The organism is Hyphomonas sp. UBA3601, assembly GCF_002375605.1.
GTDB lineage: Bacteria > Pseudomonadota > Alphaproteobacteria > Caulobacterales > Hyphomonadaceae > Hyphomonas.
Genome location: NZ_DFME01000087.1, coordinates 1 through 14610, shown reverse-complemented (window position 1 = coordinate 14610; position 14610 = coordinate 1). Strand labels below are relative to the sequence as shown.

At 56.6% G+C, this 14610-nt stretch carries 11 protein-coding genes; 8 read left to right on the top strand and 3 right to left on the bottom strand.

Annotated features, from left to right (window positions below; translation table 11 throughout):
• The 7 genes from B4F73_RS08950 to cobA form a co-directional block, all read left to right on the top strand.
• Positions 1-1115, top strand: a 1115-nt coding sequence (locus B4F73_RS08950; RefSeq protein WP_290483050.1) for a CmpA/NrtA family ABC transporter substrate-binding protein, incomplete at its 5' end; no start/stop codon positions are given.
• Between the two features lie 141 nt (positions 1116-1256).
• Complete coding sequence (locus B4F73_RS08945) at positions 1257-2336, top strand: ABC transporter permease (protein ID WP_414651693.1); 1080 nt, start codon at positions 1257-1259, stop codon at positions 2334-2336.
• 12 nt (positions 2337-2348) lie between these two features.
• Positions 2349-4061 carry an ABC transporter ATP-binding protein gene (locus B4F73_RS08940; protein WP_290480740.1) on the top strand — a complete coding sequence of 571 codons (1713 nt, stop codon included), beginning with the start codon at positions 2349-2351 and terminating at the stop codon, positions 4059-4061.
• Between the two features lie 51 nt (positions 4062-4112).
• Positions 4113-6551 (top strand): nitrite reductase large subunit NirB, encoded by a 2439-nt coding sequence (nirB, locus tag B4F73_RS08935; RefSeq protein ID WP_290483048.1) that lies wholly within the window; start codon positions 4113-4115, stop codon positions 6549-6551.
• A gap of 26 nt (positions 6552-6577) precedes the next feature.
• A complete protein-coding gene (nirD, locus tag B4F73_RS08930) occupies positions 6578-6895 on the top strand; it encodes a nitrite reductase small subunit NirD (protein WP_349678450.1) in 318 nt (105 codons plus the stop codon).
• A gap of 8 nt (positions 6896-6903) precedes the next feature.
• Positions 6904-9600 carry a molybdopterin-dependent oxidoreductase gene (locus B4F73_RS08925; RefSeq protein ID WP_414651869.1) on the top strand — a complete coding sequence of 899 codons (2697 nt, stop codon included), beginning with the start codon at positions 6904-6906 and terminating at the stop codon, positions 9598-9600.
• A gap of 4 nt (positions 9601-9604) precedes the next feature.
• The gene (gene cobA / locus B4F73_RS08920; RefSeq protein ID WP_290480742.1) at positions 9605-10363 is read left to right on the top strand and encodes a uroporphyrinogen-III C-methyltransferase; all 759 of its coding nucleotides are present in this window, start codon (positions 9605-9607) and stop codon (positions 10361-10363) included.
• Here cobA and B4F73_RS08915 read toward each other — a convergent pair.
• From B4F73_RS08915 to B4F73_RS08905, 3 genes are read right to left on the bottom strand one after another with little or no spacing between them, the layout of a single operon-like run.
• Positions 10356-11636, bottom strand: a complete 1281-nt coding sequence (locus B4F73_RS08915) for a CmpA/NrtA family ABC transporter substrate-binding protein (protein WP_290483046.1) — start codon at positions 11634-11636, stop codon at positions 10356-10358. The genes cobA and B4F73_RS08915 overlap by 8 nt on opposite strands.
• Complete coding sequence (locus B4F73_RS08910) at positions 11636-12304, bottom strand: ANTAR domain-containing response regulator (protein WP_290480744.1); 669 nt, start codon at positions 12302-12304, stop codon at positions 11636-11638. The genes B4F73_RS08915 and B4F73_RS08910 overlap by 1 nt, the downstream gene beginning before the upstream one ends.
• Positions 12288-13520, bottom strand: a complete 1233-nt coding sequence (locus B4F73_RS08905) for a hypothetical protein (protein ID WP_290480745.1) — start codon at positions 13518-13520, stop codon at positions 12288-12290. Before B4F73_RS08905 ends, B4F73_RS08910 begins: the two co-directional genes overlap by 17 nt.
• Before the next feature lie 330 nt (positions 13521-13850).
• Between B4F73_RS08905 and mobA the strand changes: the two genes are divergently transcribed.
• On the top strand, positions 13851-14465 hold the full coding sequence (mobA, locus tag B4F73_RS08900; RefSeq protein WP_290483045.1) for a molybdenum cofactor guanylyltransferase: 615 nt from the start codon (positions 13851-13853) through the stop codon (positions 14463-14465).
• The last annotated feature ends 145 nt before the right edge of the window (positions 14466-14610 follow it).

Genomic DNA, 14610 nt, shown 5'->3' with positions numbered 1-14610 from the left:
ACATGCTGGCGGGCCAGCCACTGGCGGCGACCATCGGCTACGGCACAAAAGCCCATATCGTCACGCCGTTCTCCATGGATCTGAACGGCAACGGTATTACTGTCTCAAACGAAGTCTGGGAAAAGATGCGTCCTAATATTCCGAGCATGGAAGACGGGCGCCCGGTGCATCCCATCAGCGCCAGCGCTCTGAAACCTGTGGTCGAGGAATATGCCGCTGATGGCAAGCCGTTCAACATGGGCATGGTGTTCCCAGTCTCTACGCACAATTACGAGCTGCGCTACTGGCTGGCTTCGGGGGGCATCCACCCGGGCTTTTATTCGCCCGATGATGTGTCGGGCCAGATTCAGGCCGACGCCCTCTTGTCTGTCACACCCCCACCTCAAATGCCCGCAACGCTCGAAGCTGGCACGATTTACGGATACTGCGTGGGTGAACCATGGAACCAGCAAGCAGTCTTCAAGGGGATCGGCGTGCCGGTCATCACGGATTACGAAATCTGGAAAGACAATCCGGAAAAAGTCTTCGGCATTACCGCTGAATTCGCGGAAGAAAATCCAGTGACGACGAAGGCAGTTACACGCGCCCTTATCCGGGCAGCTATGTGGCTGGACGAAAATGACAACGCGAACCGGGCTGAAGCGGTGGAAATTCTGGCGCGTTCCGAATATGTCGGCGCGGACGCGGATGTGATCGCCAATTCGATGACGGGCACGTTCGAATATGAGCGTGGCGACAAGCGTGAGGTGCCAGACTTCAATGTCTTCTTCCGCTATAATGCAACGTACCCATACTATTCGGATGCGGTCTGGTATCTTAGCCAGATGCGGCGGTGGGGTCAGATCTCCGACAGCAAAGATGATGCGTGGTACGACGCGACGGCGCGCGAAGTTTACAGGCCGGACATATATCTCGAGGCCGCCCAGTCCCTGGTTGATGATGGCTTGGCGGACGCTGCTGATTTCCCCTGGGAAACAGATGGTTACAAGCCAGTCACATCAGACTTCATTGATGGCGTCTCTTATGACGGACGCCAGCCGAATGCGTACCTTGAAAGCCTGACGATAGGGCTGAAGTCCAGCCAGACCGTTGCTGCGGGCGAAGTCATCGAATGACCAGCGGGCTAGAGCGGGCCACCAGATTGCCGGCCCATGTTCTCAAATTTTCCAACCATCGGAGTCAATAAGATGGGAAGTATTGTTTTCAACAAGGTTGACGCATCTGTCGATGAGCAGGTCGTTGGGAGCCCTTCCGAGATCACCCGCGAAGTCTCCGAAAAGGAGAGCGCAGACTCAAAGAGCGAACGTCAGGAAAAAGTATTCTCGGGCATTAACAAGGCTTCGAAATTTCTTGATGTGTTTGCATTGTCCTGGGTGACGCCGCTGCTCATGATGGCCGCAGGTGACAGTCCCAAGCGAAACCTGCCATTATTGGGCCGGCGGCTTGTCGTGCCGATCGTTGCTATTCTGACCTTTCTGGCGGCGTGGGCTGTTCTGGCGCCCCAGGTCAAGACATCGCTTGGTGCGATCCCCGGGCCAGCCCAGGTTTGGGAGCAGGCGGTGGTGCTTCACAAGGATCATCTGCAGGAAAAGCAGAAAGCCGGACAATTCTATGAGCGTCAGGCTGCACGCAATGACGCCCTGATCGCGGCCGGGCGTGAAGGCGATGTGTCCCGCGTTTCCTATACGGGCAAACAGACTTTTTACCAGCAGATATGGACAAGCCTTCAGACGGTCTTTTTCGGCTTTTTTCTGGCCGTGGTGATCGCGGCTCCCCTTGGCATCGTGATGGGCATGTCGTCGACCATGAATGCGGCGTTCAATCCTCTGATCCAGATATTCAAACCGGTGTCGCCGCTGGCCTGGCTCCCCATTGTCACCATGATTGTCTCTGCGACCGTTGCGACAGATTCTGGGATTTCGAAGTCTTTTCTGACGTCGGCAATCACGGTGACCCTGTGTTCCCTGTGGCCCACATTGATCAACACGGCGCTTGGCGTGGCATCTGTAGACAAGGATCTCGTCAATGTGGGCAAAGTTTTGAAACTGAAGCCACACACCCAAATCACAAAGCTCATCCTGCCATCTGCGTTGCCGCTTATCTTTACAGGTATGCGCCTGTCCCTGGGTGTTGGCTGGATGGTTTTGATTGCAGCGGAGATGCTTGCGCAGAATCCGGGATTAGGAAAATTTGTGTGGGATGAATTCCAGAATGGGTCGTCGCAATCACTGGCCAAGATCATTGTCGCAGTTCTGACGATCGGGATTATCGGCTTCCTGCTCGACCGGGTCATGTACGCCTTGCAGACCATGTTCACGCATACCAGCACGCGATAGAGGAAAGAGAATATGTCGATCCTTGATCTGAAGAATGTGTCGAAATGGTTTGGTGACGATTCTGATCGCGTAGATGTCCTCCATGACATTGATCTGGCTGTGGAAGAAGGGGAGTTCGTCGCGATTGTCGGGTTCTCCGGGTCTGGAAAATCAACCCTTATCAGTCTCATGGCTGGTCTCGAATTTCCGAACAGGGGTGAAGTAACTTTTCGGGGAGAAACTGTTGAAGGACCTGCACCGGACCGGGCCGTCTGCTTCCAGAGCTATTCGCTGATGCCGTGGATGACTGTGAAGGAGAACATTCTCCTGGCTGTTGATGCGGTGTTCGGAAAGGAAAGCAAAGCAGAGCGCAATGCACGGGCGCAAAAGTACATCGACATGGTCAGCCTCAGCCATGCCGTCGACCGGCGCCCGGCAGAGCTTTCAGGCGGTATGCGCCAGAGAGTGGCGGTCGCCCGGTCGCTCGCCATGGATCCGGAAGTCCTGCTGCTGGACGAGCCTCTGTCGGCCCTTGATGCACTTACACGGGCTAACCTTCAGGATGAGATCACCTCCATCTGGGAACAGGACCGGAAGACGGTCGTCCTCATCACAAATGATGTGGATGAAGCCCTGCTTCTGGCGGATCGTATCATCCCTCTGAACCCGGGACCGAACGCGACCTTCGGACCATCATTCAAAGTAGATTTGCCGCGCCCGCGAGATCGCACCGCCATGAATCATGACGAGACGTTCAAGACGCTTCGCCGCGACGTTACCGCATATTTGATGGATGTCGGAATTGCGAAGAAGCGGGCCCAAGTCGAGCCACCCTTGCCGGAGGTGACCCCAATCACATTGGGCAAGCCAAAAGCATACCGTGAGGCATCTGAAACCTCAGGCTTCAACGATGATCGCTTTCTTGAATATTCCCAGGTGAGCAAAGTTTATCCTACACCCAAGGGGCCACTCACCGTGGTCGACGGGTTCGATATCAAAGTGAGGAAGGGTGAGTTTGTTTCGATTATTGGTCATTCGGGGTGTGGCAAGTCCACTGTCCTGACGATGACGGCCGGTCTGAACGAGGTCAGCCGTGGCGGGATCATTCTGGACAATCGGGAAGTTGCGGCGGCCGGCCCGGATCGGGCCGTGGTTTTTCAGGCTCCCTCTCTGTTTCCCTGGCTGACAGCAAAGCAGAACGTCGCCGTAGGCGTGGACCGTGTTTACCCAGATGCAACTCGCGAAGAGCGCGAGCAGGTGGTGGAATACTACCTGCACAAGGTTGGCCTGGGCGAAGCCATGGACAAGCTGGGGGCGGATCTCTCGAACGGGATGAGACAGCGTGTTGGCATTGCTCGCGCTTTCGCTCTTTCGCCCAAATTGTTGTTACTGGATGAACCTTTCGGGATGCTTGATAGCCTGACGCGCTGGGAGCTTCAGGAAGTGCTCATGGAAGTGTGGCAGCGCACACAGGTTACAGCCGCGTGTGTGACGCATGATGTGGATGAAGCCATCCTGCTTGCGGACCGGGTCATCATGATGACCAATGGACCGAATGCGCGGATCGGGAAGGTCATGGAAGTTGATATCCCGCGCCCCCGCACGCGCAAGGCTTTGCTCGAACATCCAGATTATTACCACTACCGCGAACAGGTTCTGAGTTTCCTCGAAGAGTATGAGAAGGGCGCTCACAGCTCCAAATCAGATTCGGAATCAAAGTCTGAGTCAGAGACGGAGGCGGCGTAATGTTCATATCGTCCGTCTTCAAACAAATAGTGACTGAGGGGGAATAGAAACATGCCCCAGGAAAAACTTGTGATTATTGGTGCGGGGATGGCAGCCGGACGGTTGCTGGAAAACCTCGTGGAGGCTGCACCGGACCGCTTTAGCGTTACGTTGTTCAATGCGGAGCCGCGCGGAACCTATAACCGGATCATGCTGTCTCCCGTCCTCTCGGGCGAAAAGACCTATCAGGAAATCGTCACTCATGACGATGACTGGTATGCTGGGCATAGAGTTAATTGCCGGTTCGGCGAAAAGGTTCTGGAAGTGGATCGGAAACGGAAAGTCGTCATCGGTGAAAAAGGCGATGTCCCGTATGATCGACTTGTCATCGCGACTGGATCAAATCCGTTTATCATTCCATTACCCGGTCACGACCTGCCTGGTGTTATCGCGTACCGCGACCTGGACGACACCCACACGATGATTGAGGCCTGCCAGCCGGCTTCAAGGGCGGTGGTGATCGGCGGCGGCCTCCTTGGGCTGGAGGCTGCCGCCGGTCTGCGTCTGAGAGGAATGGACGTCACGGTTATTCACCTCGCGCCGACATTGATGGAACGCCAACTGGATCCGTCCGCAGGGTATCTCCTGGAAAAGGAGCTCGCCAATAGGGGCATTACGATCCTGACAGGGGCGAATACCAAGGAGATCTATGGGGACGGCAAGGTTGACGGAGTACGACTGGCAGACGGAACGGAGATTCCTGCCAGCCTCGTCGTCATGGCGGTTGGAATTCGGCCAAATATCGAGGTTGGCAAGCTAGCCGGTCTGGAAGTCGGCCGGGGCATCAAGGTCAATGGCGTGATGCAAACGTCCGACCCGAACATCTATTCCGTTGGAGAATGCGTCGAGTTCGATGGAAATTGCTATGGGCTTGTCGCCCCCTTGTTCGAACAGGCGCAGATTTGCGCAAAAGTAATGACGGGACAGGGGAAAACGGAATTCTCCCATTCTGAGACCGCAACAAAGCTGAAGGTCACTGGGGTAGATTTGTATTCCGCAGGAGATTTTGCTGAAGGAGATAATCGCGACGAAATTGTGTACCGAGATCCTGGGCGCGGTATCTACAAGCGCCTGATCCTCGAAGAAGGGCGACTGATCGGGGCTGTTCTATATGGAGAAACATCCGATGGAGCATGGTTTTTCGACAAGATAAAAAAGGCGGAATTCATAGAGGAGGATGAACGCGACACGCTCATATTTGGCCAATCCTATGCCGGAGGGACTCCCCTGGACCCTATGGCGGCCGTTGCAGCCTTGCCGGATGAGGCAGAGATCTGTGGTTGTAACGGCGTTTCCAAGGGACAGATCCTTTCGGCTATCGACGAGAACGGGCTTGCCGACCTGGATGGCGTAAGAGCTTGTACCAAGGCGTCGTCATCATGCGGAACGTGCACGGGTCTGGTGGAAAGTCTGCTAGCCTTCAAGTTGGGAGATGCGTTCACGGCTTCCGCTAAGCGCACGGTTTGCCAGTGCACGGATCTAGGCCATGATGATGTGCGGCGTTTGATTGCCTCTCAGGACTTGAGATCCATTCCTGCCATCATGCAGGAGCTGGGCTGGAAAACATCTTGTGGGTGCGCCAAGTGTCGACCAGCGCTCAATTTCTATCTTTTGGCAGCATGGCCAGGCGAGTATGTCGACGATAATCAGTCTCGCTTCATCAATGAGCGCGTCCACGCCAATATTCAGAAAGACGGGACTTATTCTGTCGTACCTCGCACTTGGGGCGGCGTGACCACAGCAAGTGAGTTGCGAGCGATTGCAGACGTTGTGGACAAGTTCGATATTCCTACGGTGAAATATACAGGCGGGCAGCGCATCGACATGTTGGGCGTGAAGAAAGAAGACCTCCCAGCCGTATGGGCAGATCTGAATGCGGCGGGCATGGTCTCCGGCCATGCATACGGAAAATCCCTGCGCACGGTGAAAACATGCGTCGGAACCGACTGGTGCCGGGTCGGAACGCAGGATTCGACCGGCCTTGGGATCAAGCTTGAAAAGCTCATGTGGGGATCGTGGACCCCCCACAAGGTGAAGCTGGCTGTTTCCGGATGCCCTCGAAACTGTGCGGAAGCCACTTGCAAGGATATTGGTGTGGTTTGCGTTGACAGTGGATACGAAATTCACTTCGCCGGCGCGGCCGGTATGGAGGTCAAGGCTACGGAATTGCTGACAAAGGTCACCGACGAAGCAGAGGCGATCGAAATGTGTACGGCCGTGCTCCAGCTCTATCGCGAGCAGGGCTTCTATCTTGAGCGCATCTACAAATGGGCCGCGCGGGTCGGCATCGACCGGGTTCAGGCGCAAATTGTCGAAGACGCTGAAAACCGGGCAAATTTGGTCGAGCGCTTCGCATACTCCCAGCGTTTCGCTCAAATCGATCCCTGGGCAGAGCGGGCTACAGGCGGGGTTGATGCGCACGAATTCAAAAAACTCGAACCGGTGGGATAGATCGAATGAGTACTCAGACCGCCATTATGTCATGGGCCGAGCTGTGTGGGGTTGACGATATTCCCCTCCGGGGGTCTCGGCGGGTAACGCTCGATGCTGAAGAAGTGGCCGTGTTTCGGACCGCAGCGAACACCGTGTTCGCGATCCAGAATGTCTGCCCGCATAAGGGGGGGCCACTCAGCGAAGGGATCGTACATGATACTGCGGTCTCATGTCCCCTGCACGCGATGGTGATTGATCTGGAGACGGGCAGGGCGCGCGGCGCCGACACCGGTTGCGTGCGCACCTACCCAATCGAAATTCGGGAAGGTGGCCGAGTTTACATCGGTCTTCAATCCGGCTGACCCCCCCAATGGACCGTATGCGCCCGACAGCAGAAGAAGTCTCCACAACATGCCCTTACTGCGGTGTGGGCTGCGGCGTTCTGGTCAAACCTGACGAAGGTGGGGAAGCCGCCACAGTGCGCGGGAATCCCGATCATCCGGCGAATTTTGGCCGACTTTGCTCGAAAGGATCTGCGTTGGGGGAGACGCTGGATCTGGACGAACGCCAGCTGTTTCCAACCATTTCTGGAGAGAGGGCGAGTTGGGATTTTGCTCTGGACAAAATCGGCAACGGATTTTCAGAGGCGATTGCTACCCATGGGCCCGATAGTGTCGCGCTCTATGTCTCCGGACAGATTCTGACAGAAGACTATTATGTCGCCAACAAGCTCATGAAAGGCTTTGTAGGGTCGGCGAATATCGACACGAATTCGCGACTTTGCATGGCGTCTTCCGTGGCCGGTCACAAGCGCGCGTTCGGTTCGGATACGGTTCCCGGCTGTTATGAGGACCTGGAACGGGCTGACCTTGTTGTGATGGTGGGCAGTAACCTGGCCTGGTGCCACCCCGTGCTTCACAATCGGATCTTGGCGGCAAGGGAAAAGCGTGGCACGCGCCTCGTCATTATCGATCCCCGCAAGACGGCCACCACCGATGCAGCTGACCTTCATCTTCCGATCCGTCCGGGAGCAGATGTTCTGTTGTTCAATGCGCTCTTTGCTCACCTTGCTGCGAGCGACGCTCATGATACGTCGTTCGTTAATGCGCACACCAAGGGGCTGGACGCAGCGCTGGATGCCTCAGGGCCCCTCGGACTGGCCGAACTTTCCATAGCCACAGCGCTGCCAGAATCTGACTTGCGGACCTTCTTTCAGTGGGTGGAGCAGACGCCCGCGACGGTAACCATCTATTCTCAGGGTGTGAATCAATCCTCGGCAGGCTCAGACAAGGTCAATGCGATAATTAATTGCCACTTGGTCACGGGACGTATCGGGAAGCCCGGCTGCGGGCCATTTTCCGTGACGGGCCAGCCCAATGCCATGGGGGGGCGCGAAGTTGGCGGTCTCGCGAACCAATTGGTCGCGCACATGGATTTTGCACCGAAGGATGTCGACCGGGTGCAGCGTTTCTGGCAGGCGCCGAATATGGCCACACAACCTGGTCTGAAAGCGGTCGACCTGTTCGAGGCTGTGCATGAGGGAAAGATCAAAGCACTCTGGATCATGGCAACCAATCCCGTCGTCTCGCTGCCGAATGCTGATCGCGTTCGAGCTGCCATTAAGGCGTGCCCCCTGGTTATTGTGTCGGACGTCACCGGGCGGTCTGATACAGCCAAGCTGGCTGACATTGTGCTCCCGGCCACGGGCTGGGGGGAGAAGTCAGGTACGGTCACCAATTCCGAACGCCGGATCTCCCGTCAACGGAGCTTTCTGAGAGCTCCCGGCGAAACGCGACATGATTGGTGGGCGATTTGCGAAGTGGCGCGCCGCATGGGGTTCAACGGGTTTGACTTTACGTCAGCCGCCGAAATCTACCAGGAGTATGCTGCGCTATCTGCGTTCGAGAATGATGGAACACGTGATTTCAATATCGGGGCCCATGCCAATATTGACGAGAAGGCATATGATGAACTTGTGCCGTTCCAGTGGCCGCTGGCGGAAGATACCCCTCGCTCTGGCAATTTGGCGGCCCTCAATCATCGCTTCTTTTCCGACGGCGAGTTTTTCACGGACGATCACCGCGCCAGATTTGTTGCGACGCCGTTCCTGCCGGCCCTGTCGCAACCGAGCAAGAAACGTCCTTATGTATTGAACACGGGCCGTGTGCGGGATCATTGGCACACGCTGACACGGACAGGAAAATCGCCGCGTCTATCCGCCCATACCGCAGAACCATTCCTCGAAATTTGCCCTGAAGATGCTGACAGGCTGGGCTTGCATCCAGCGGGGCTTGCGGAGGTAAAGAACGAGTATGGGCGTGTAGCCCTGCGGGTTCTGGTGACGGACCGGGTTCAGCCCGGAACTGTATTCGCCCCGATGCACTGGACGGCTCGGTACAGTTCAGGCGGCCGCGTGGACTGCCTGGTTGCGCCAAATGTAGACCCCGTGTCGGGACAACCCGAGTCGAAACATTCTGTCGTGTCCCTAGCACCTCTACGGCCGGATTGGTTTGCATTCGTGGTTTGCAGAACAGAGCTACCGGGCCAGGTTCTGGGAAAGCTGGACTATTGGGCCTCTGCGCGCGCGAGTGGGGGATGGCGATATGAATTGGCTGGGTGCGGAAAACTGCAAGAATGGGCAGAACAATTATGTCCGGACATCTTGGCGGTCCAGATGATCCGCGCAAACGGTCAAATCGCTCGCGCGTCCTTTCAAGATGACTCCCTCGACATATGCTTGATCGCGTCAACGTCCGGACCTGTGAGCGCGGATCGTGGCTGGCTCGCTGGCTTGCTTGCCGTCGACATGGACGAGACAACGAGGCTGGGCCTGTTGGCGGGACGTCCTCCAAGCGGGAAATCGTCCGGCCGGCTTATCTGTTCCTGTCTGGGGGTTGGCAGCGTGGCAATTGGCGAGGCGATCCAGGCCGGGAGCAGGAGTGTCGAGGGGGTCGGGGCCGCTACGGGCGCGGGTACCAATTGTGGGTCATGCAAACCTGAAATTCGTGCCTTTCTGGAAAAGTTGAAGCCGGAAGAAACATCCCCACACACGTTGGCTGCGGAGTAGGCACATGCTTGGAAAATTGACTTTGATCGGTTGTGGTCCGGGCGCATCGGATCTCCTGACAATACGTGCCGCGCGCCGGATCGGTGAGGCAGATATTGTTTTTCATGACCGATTGGTCGAGGCTGATGTGCTGGAACTCGCAAGCCCCGCGGCCACCCTGCAATATGTTGGAAAAAAATGTACGGATGGTGGGCGTCAGCAGACTGACATCAACAGCATGTTGCGTGGCGCCTTGCTGGCAGGACGCCATGTTGCACGTCTGAAGTCTGGCGATCCCATGATATTCGGCCGAGCCGCTGAGGAAATTGCGGTGGCTGTTGAGCTTGGCGCCGAAATTGAAATCGTTCCGGGTGTGACCGCGGCGTTGGCGGCGGCGGCGGAATGCTCGATCCCAGTGACCGAGCGAGCCGAGTTGCAGAGCTTTGTCGTGACGACAGGTCGCTCTGCGAACAAGGACAAGGAACCCGATTGGGCCAATTTATTGAAACCCGGAATATGCGTGGCTTTCTATATGAGCGTAGCGCAGGCATGGCGCATTCAGACCGCCTTGATGGCGCGAGGTGTGCCGGGGTCACTCCAAGCGGAATGGGTGGAGAATGTCGGAAAACCGGACTGTCGCAGGGTAGAAACTCGCTTGGACCGTCTTGCTTTGGATGCGCGGCAACACAGAGTCCGGAACCCTGCCATACTTTTCATTCGTTACCCGCTCAGTGCGAAGAATGTGGAAGTTATTCCCGCTCCAGCTGACGGTATGACTATTTAGCCAAATGGGTGATTTGGCTCGTGTCGAGGGCGCCGAGCCGACTTCTCTGGTCTCTGATGGTGAAGCCTGAAATGTAGCCATCAATATTGGTCGGATCGAATATGCGCCGATCCATGAACTGGTCTGCCCCCATGGCGACGGGCTCTGTTGCATCACTCAGTAGCCAGGCATGTTGATGCGCACCTTCCATTTTTTCATCGGCGCTGGGGCAAGCTATGCCCAGTCGCTCGACAGCCTCGCAGTAGATGTCAGGTCGGAAAGCCAGCCTGGCGATAGCACTCGCATCCACATCGTCTGGAGCTTCTCCCCACCGGATCATCTGGGACAAGATCCACTTGGCGTGTGACCGCCAGGGGAAGTTAGCCGCGTAGCGGTGGAAGACGTTGAAATCGGGCATATCTATGCGGAGTTCACCACCCGTCTGTCGGTTCTTTCCCGTCAGTGAGCCTACAACTTCGTCGAAGGGCGCATTCACATAGTCGGGGGTCGAAATGATCTGGGCTGCGGTTAACCGGTTGTCCATGTCATCCAGCCAGGCGCAAGTCTCCGACAAAGCGGCGATGAGCTTTAGATGCCATTCCTTGTTCTGCTCGGTCCAGTCCTGACGCACTCCAAGAACTTTTTCAGGGCCATTCGACCAGATCTCTCCGGATGTGATCAGTGTGCGTCCAATACCCGCAACCACAGCGGCATTGTTCCACGGCTCGCCGACGCAATAGCCATCGATCTGTCCGGCCGCGAGCGCGTCAACCATCAGGGATGGCGGCACGACGACGAGGTTGAGATCGCGCATCGGATCAATGCCGGCGGCGGCCAGCCAGTAGCGCAATTCAAGTGCATGCATCGAATGAGGATACACATGCGCAAAGGTCAGCGCGGCTTTGCCATCTTCCTTGCGCTGGTCTATCACGCGTTTGAGGGCGTAGGCGGAGAGCGGACGACGAGAAATGGTCTCCGGTGCCATCTGCGCCATGGCTTCGAACAAGGTGGTTGAAACGGTGATCGCATTGCCATTGAGGTTGAGCGTGAAGGCTGTCGTGAACTCACCTGGGAAGGGACCGATGCCGGCTGCCGAGGCAACGACCATGGGTGACAGCATGTGGGCGCCATCAATCGCGCCGGTGCCGAGCGCGTCGCGCATGGCTGCCCAGGAAACAAACCGTTTAAGGGTCACATCCAGTCCATGCGCTGCGAAAGCACCACGCTCCTTGGCTACCGCCAATGGGGCGCAATCTGTGAGCTGTGCAAATCCGAGTGTGAGAGAATGTGCCATCAGATGTTGTCCGGTGCATGCTTGCCGGCAAGCATGCCGACAATGGTCAAAATGTTTTCAGCCACCTCTTTGATGGGCTTGCCCTGTTGTTGGGACATGGTGCGTATTGAGGAGAAGGCTTGGTCCTCCGTCATGCCATGATGCTGCATCAGCATGCCTTTCGCGCGCTCTATCACTTTGCGAGCGGCGAGATCGTCCTTGGTTTTTTTCAGTTCGTTGCGCAGGCCATCCATGTGACGGAAGCGGGCAATGGCCGTGTCGATGAGGGGCTGGACCCGTTTGGGGGTTAAGCCATCAATCACATAGGCGCTGACGCCGGCTTCAATTGCCTCCTGCATACCGCCGCCACCTTCTTCCTCCACGAACATCACAATGGGTTTGGGGTTGGATTGGGCGACCAGGCGCAGGCTTTCAATCGTGTCTCTATCCGGCGAATTGCAATCCATGATGATAACATCCGGACTGATCCGGGCGATCAGGTCGAGGAGAACCCGTCCATGGGTTTGCGTGGCTGTGTGCACCACGGCATTGGCGATCAGTCCCTCTTCAACCTGCCGGGCCCGTTCCGGATCTTCATCAATCAACAGCACGCTCAAAGGCGCAGCCGAAGTGACTGCGCCTTGAGCTGGAACAGCTTCAACTTCCTGACCCTTAGAGGGCGAAGTCAAACTGGATCCAGAACTTGCTGGTGTTTGTGGCGAAGTCATCTGCGCTGTAATCCGCATATTTGAGGGTGATACCGATCTTGTCCCATTTTGCAGAAGCCGCGAGATCGAGTTCGCTGCCATAATCGGCCCCTCCGACATCTGCGCTGAAATCATGATAGACTGCAGTCAAGGCCACACCACTGAACGGGCCGACATCGCCAACCTGATACGCTGCCTTTGCATAAATATCTTCCACACCGGTCGTGGGAGTGGTCAAAAACTTGTCGGCCCAGCCCTGGAATTTGTGAAGCGTCGCCAGCGGTGTTTGAAATCCGCGTGCATCGTCGCCGCCGAGCACTTCAATGCCGGCGCCGAGCGTAACTGCTTCAACAGAATATGTGCCTTCAACGAGATAGTAATCGGCCGAGTAATCCAGGGAACTGGAGCCATAGTCGGACTGGGTAGCGTAGGAAACTGTGTATCCGAGCTTTCCGGTCCCGATGGCCTGCTTTCCCGCCAATCTGGCGCCGACTGTCTGGGACGAGAAAACGCCGCCAGCATTGTCAACGTCAATCTGATAGGCAAAGCCAGTCAGCGTGCCGATCGGGGTGGGGTGACTGAGGTTCAGCAGATAGGAATCGCCATCCCAGCGTCCCACGGCGGAATCATCTCCAAAGATGCGGTTGATCTGGGCGATATAGGTGAAATCGACCTTCAGTTCACCCAACGAGGAATTCTGAACCCTTGCTCCATCGAAGGTCTGCTCATTCTGGCGCCATCCGACATTGCCCACAAAACGCGCGTCATCCAGGCCGATCCTTTGGCGACCCAGCGTGATTATCGTATCCGGCAATGAGGTATTGGTTAGTTGAAATCGGTTCAATTCCGTTGCATTCGGATCCGCGACGACCGGATAGCCGGTCTTTCCATTGATGGTCGAATTGAAATCGTCGATGAGGTCGTCGATGTGATCGAACTCGACCAAGAGAGCGGTGTCGAAGATTTTGCCTGTCTCGAAGCCGGCTCGGAAGCGATAGGTGAGGGCGCTTGCATCCTCCGGCAGGCCTTCCTGTTCGACGCCCTCATAGCGAAGCCGTGCATTGAAGATCGGCTTTGTGTCAGCCAGTGCGGTTTCCCAGCGGGAAGTGGTCTGGTCGGCTTCGGCTGCACACGGGAGTGCAACGGAGAGCAACACGACAGGCGCGATGAGCGCGCGGAAATTGGGTTTTGCAGACATGATCAGTCCTCGGTCTGAACTGGCATCGCCCTGAAAGGCGTAGACCAGCAGAAAGAAAAATAGCCCGGAAACCAGCGTCCGGACGGTTCAACTTCTTCACCGAAGATTTGCGCCCAGCTTCGGGCGCGAAGACTTTGACCATTCAAAGCTGGCTAGTTTTTGCCCCGGGCCACCGAACTGTGCAACGGGATCAAGGAGTGACAAAAAACTTCCGCCAATTCAGATCAGTCTCTGGGCGGGATGATTGAGGTCTGCCAGAAATTCAGTCATTCTGGGCAGGTCGGGAAGATGTAGCGGTTTACGCTGCTGTCACGGGGAAAGGATCTTTGAATGACGGTCATGGGGTGCCTGTTCGCGGGAGGCGCAGGACGCAGGCTCGGCGGCGTTGAAAAAGCGTTGATCGAATTTTCCGGAAGTCCCCTCTGGAAGCGCGCCACCCACCGGATCACCCCCATGGTCGACCAGATGGTGGTCACGGGTCCTACCGCGCCGGAGTGGTCGGAGGCTGTTCCGGGGCTGGTTTTCGTGCAAGATTTCCAGCCGAACGGTGAGCCTATCGGCCCGGCGGGGGGGCTTCTCGCAGCATTGGAGCATTGTCTGCGAGAGAAAGGACCAGAGAGCTTACTGCTGACCGTTCCGATTGATGCCCCGTTCTTCCCGGTGGACCTATTCGCACAATTGTCCACTGGCCGCGGTAACGCACGCGCCGCCCTGGTCGAAACGGAGTTTCGTCTACAGCCGACATTTGGCCTTTGGTCATGTGCGCTCGCGCCAGATGTCCGCTCTTGTGTCAAGCAGGGCAAATTGGCGCTCCACGCAATCGCCGATCATGTAGGAGCAGTCAAAGTCCGGTTTCAGGCCGAAGATGAGGCGTTCCTGAATATAAATACGCCGGAGGATATTCAGCGCGCTGAAGCTGTAGCGACCTTGTTGGAACAGTCTTAGCCTGCCTCTCCGACGGGTTTGATCAATCGATCAGGCCAGCCAGACACCTTCCACCATATCTCCAGCCGCCAGGGCCGGCGCGTCAGAGGGGCGGTGCATTAGGAAGTTCGTCTCGATAAAGGGCGTGAGCAGAGAGCTGTCCTGG

What these genes read in the sequence shown, in the direction of transcription:
- B4F73_RS08905 (WP_290480745.1), bottom strand. Translation starts at nt 13,520, where the DNA reads ATGTCTGCAAAACCCAATTTCCGCGCGCTCATCGCGCCTGTCGTGTTG.
- B4F73_RS08925 (WP_414651869.1), top strand. Translation starts at nt 6,904, where the DNA reads ATGGACCGTATGCGCCCGACAGCAGAAGAAGTCTCCACAACATGCCCT.
- cobA (WP_290480742.1), top strand. Translation starts at nt 9,605, where the DNA reads ATGCTTGGAAAATTGACTTTGATCGGTTGTGGTCCGGGCGCATCGGAT.
- nirD (WP_349678450.1), top strand. Translation starts at nt 6,578, where the DNA reads ATGTCATGGGCCGAGCTGTGTGGGGTTGACGATATTCCCCTCCGGGGG.
- mobA (WP_290483045.1), top strand. Translation starts at nt 13,851, where the DNA reads ATGACGGTCATGGGGTGCCTGTTCGCGGGAGGCGCAGGACGCAGGCTC.
- nirB (WP_290483048.1), top strand. Translation starts at nt 4,113, where the DNA reads ATGCCCCAGGAAAAACTTGTGATTATTGGTGCGGGGATGGCAGCCGGA.
- B4F73_RS08940 (WP_290480740.1), top strand. Translation starts at nt 2,349, where the DNA reads ATGTCGATCCTTGATCTGAAGAATGTGTCGAAATGGTTTGGTGACGAT.
- B4F73_RS08915 (WP_290483046.1), bottom strand. Translation starts at nt 11,636, where the DNA reads ATGGCACATTCTCTCACACTCGGATTTGCACAGCTCACAGATTGCGCC.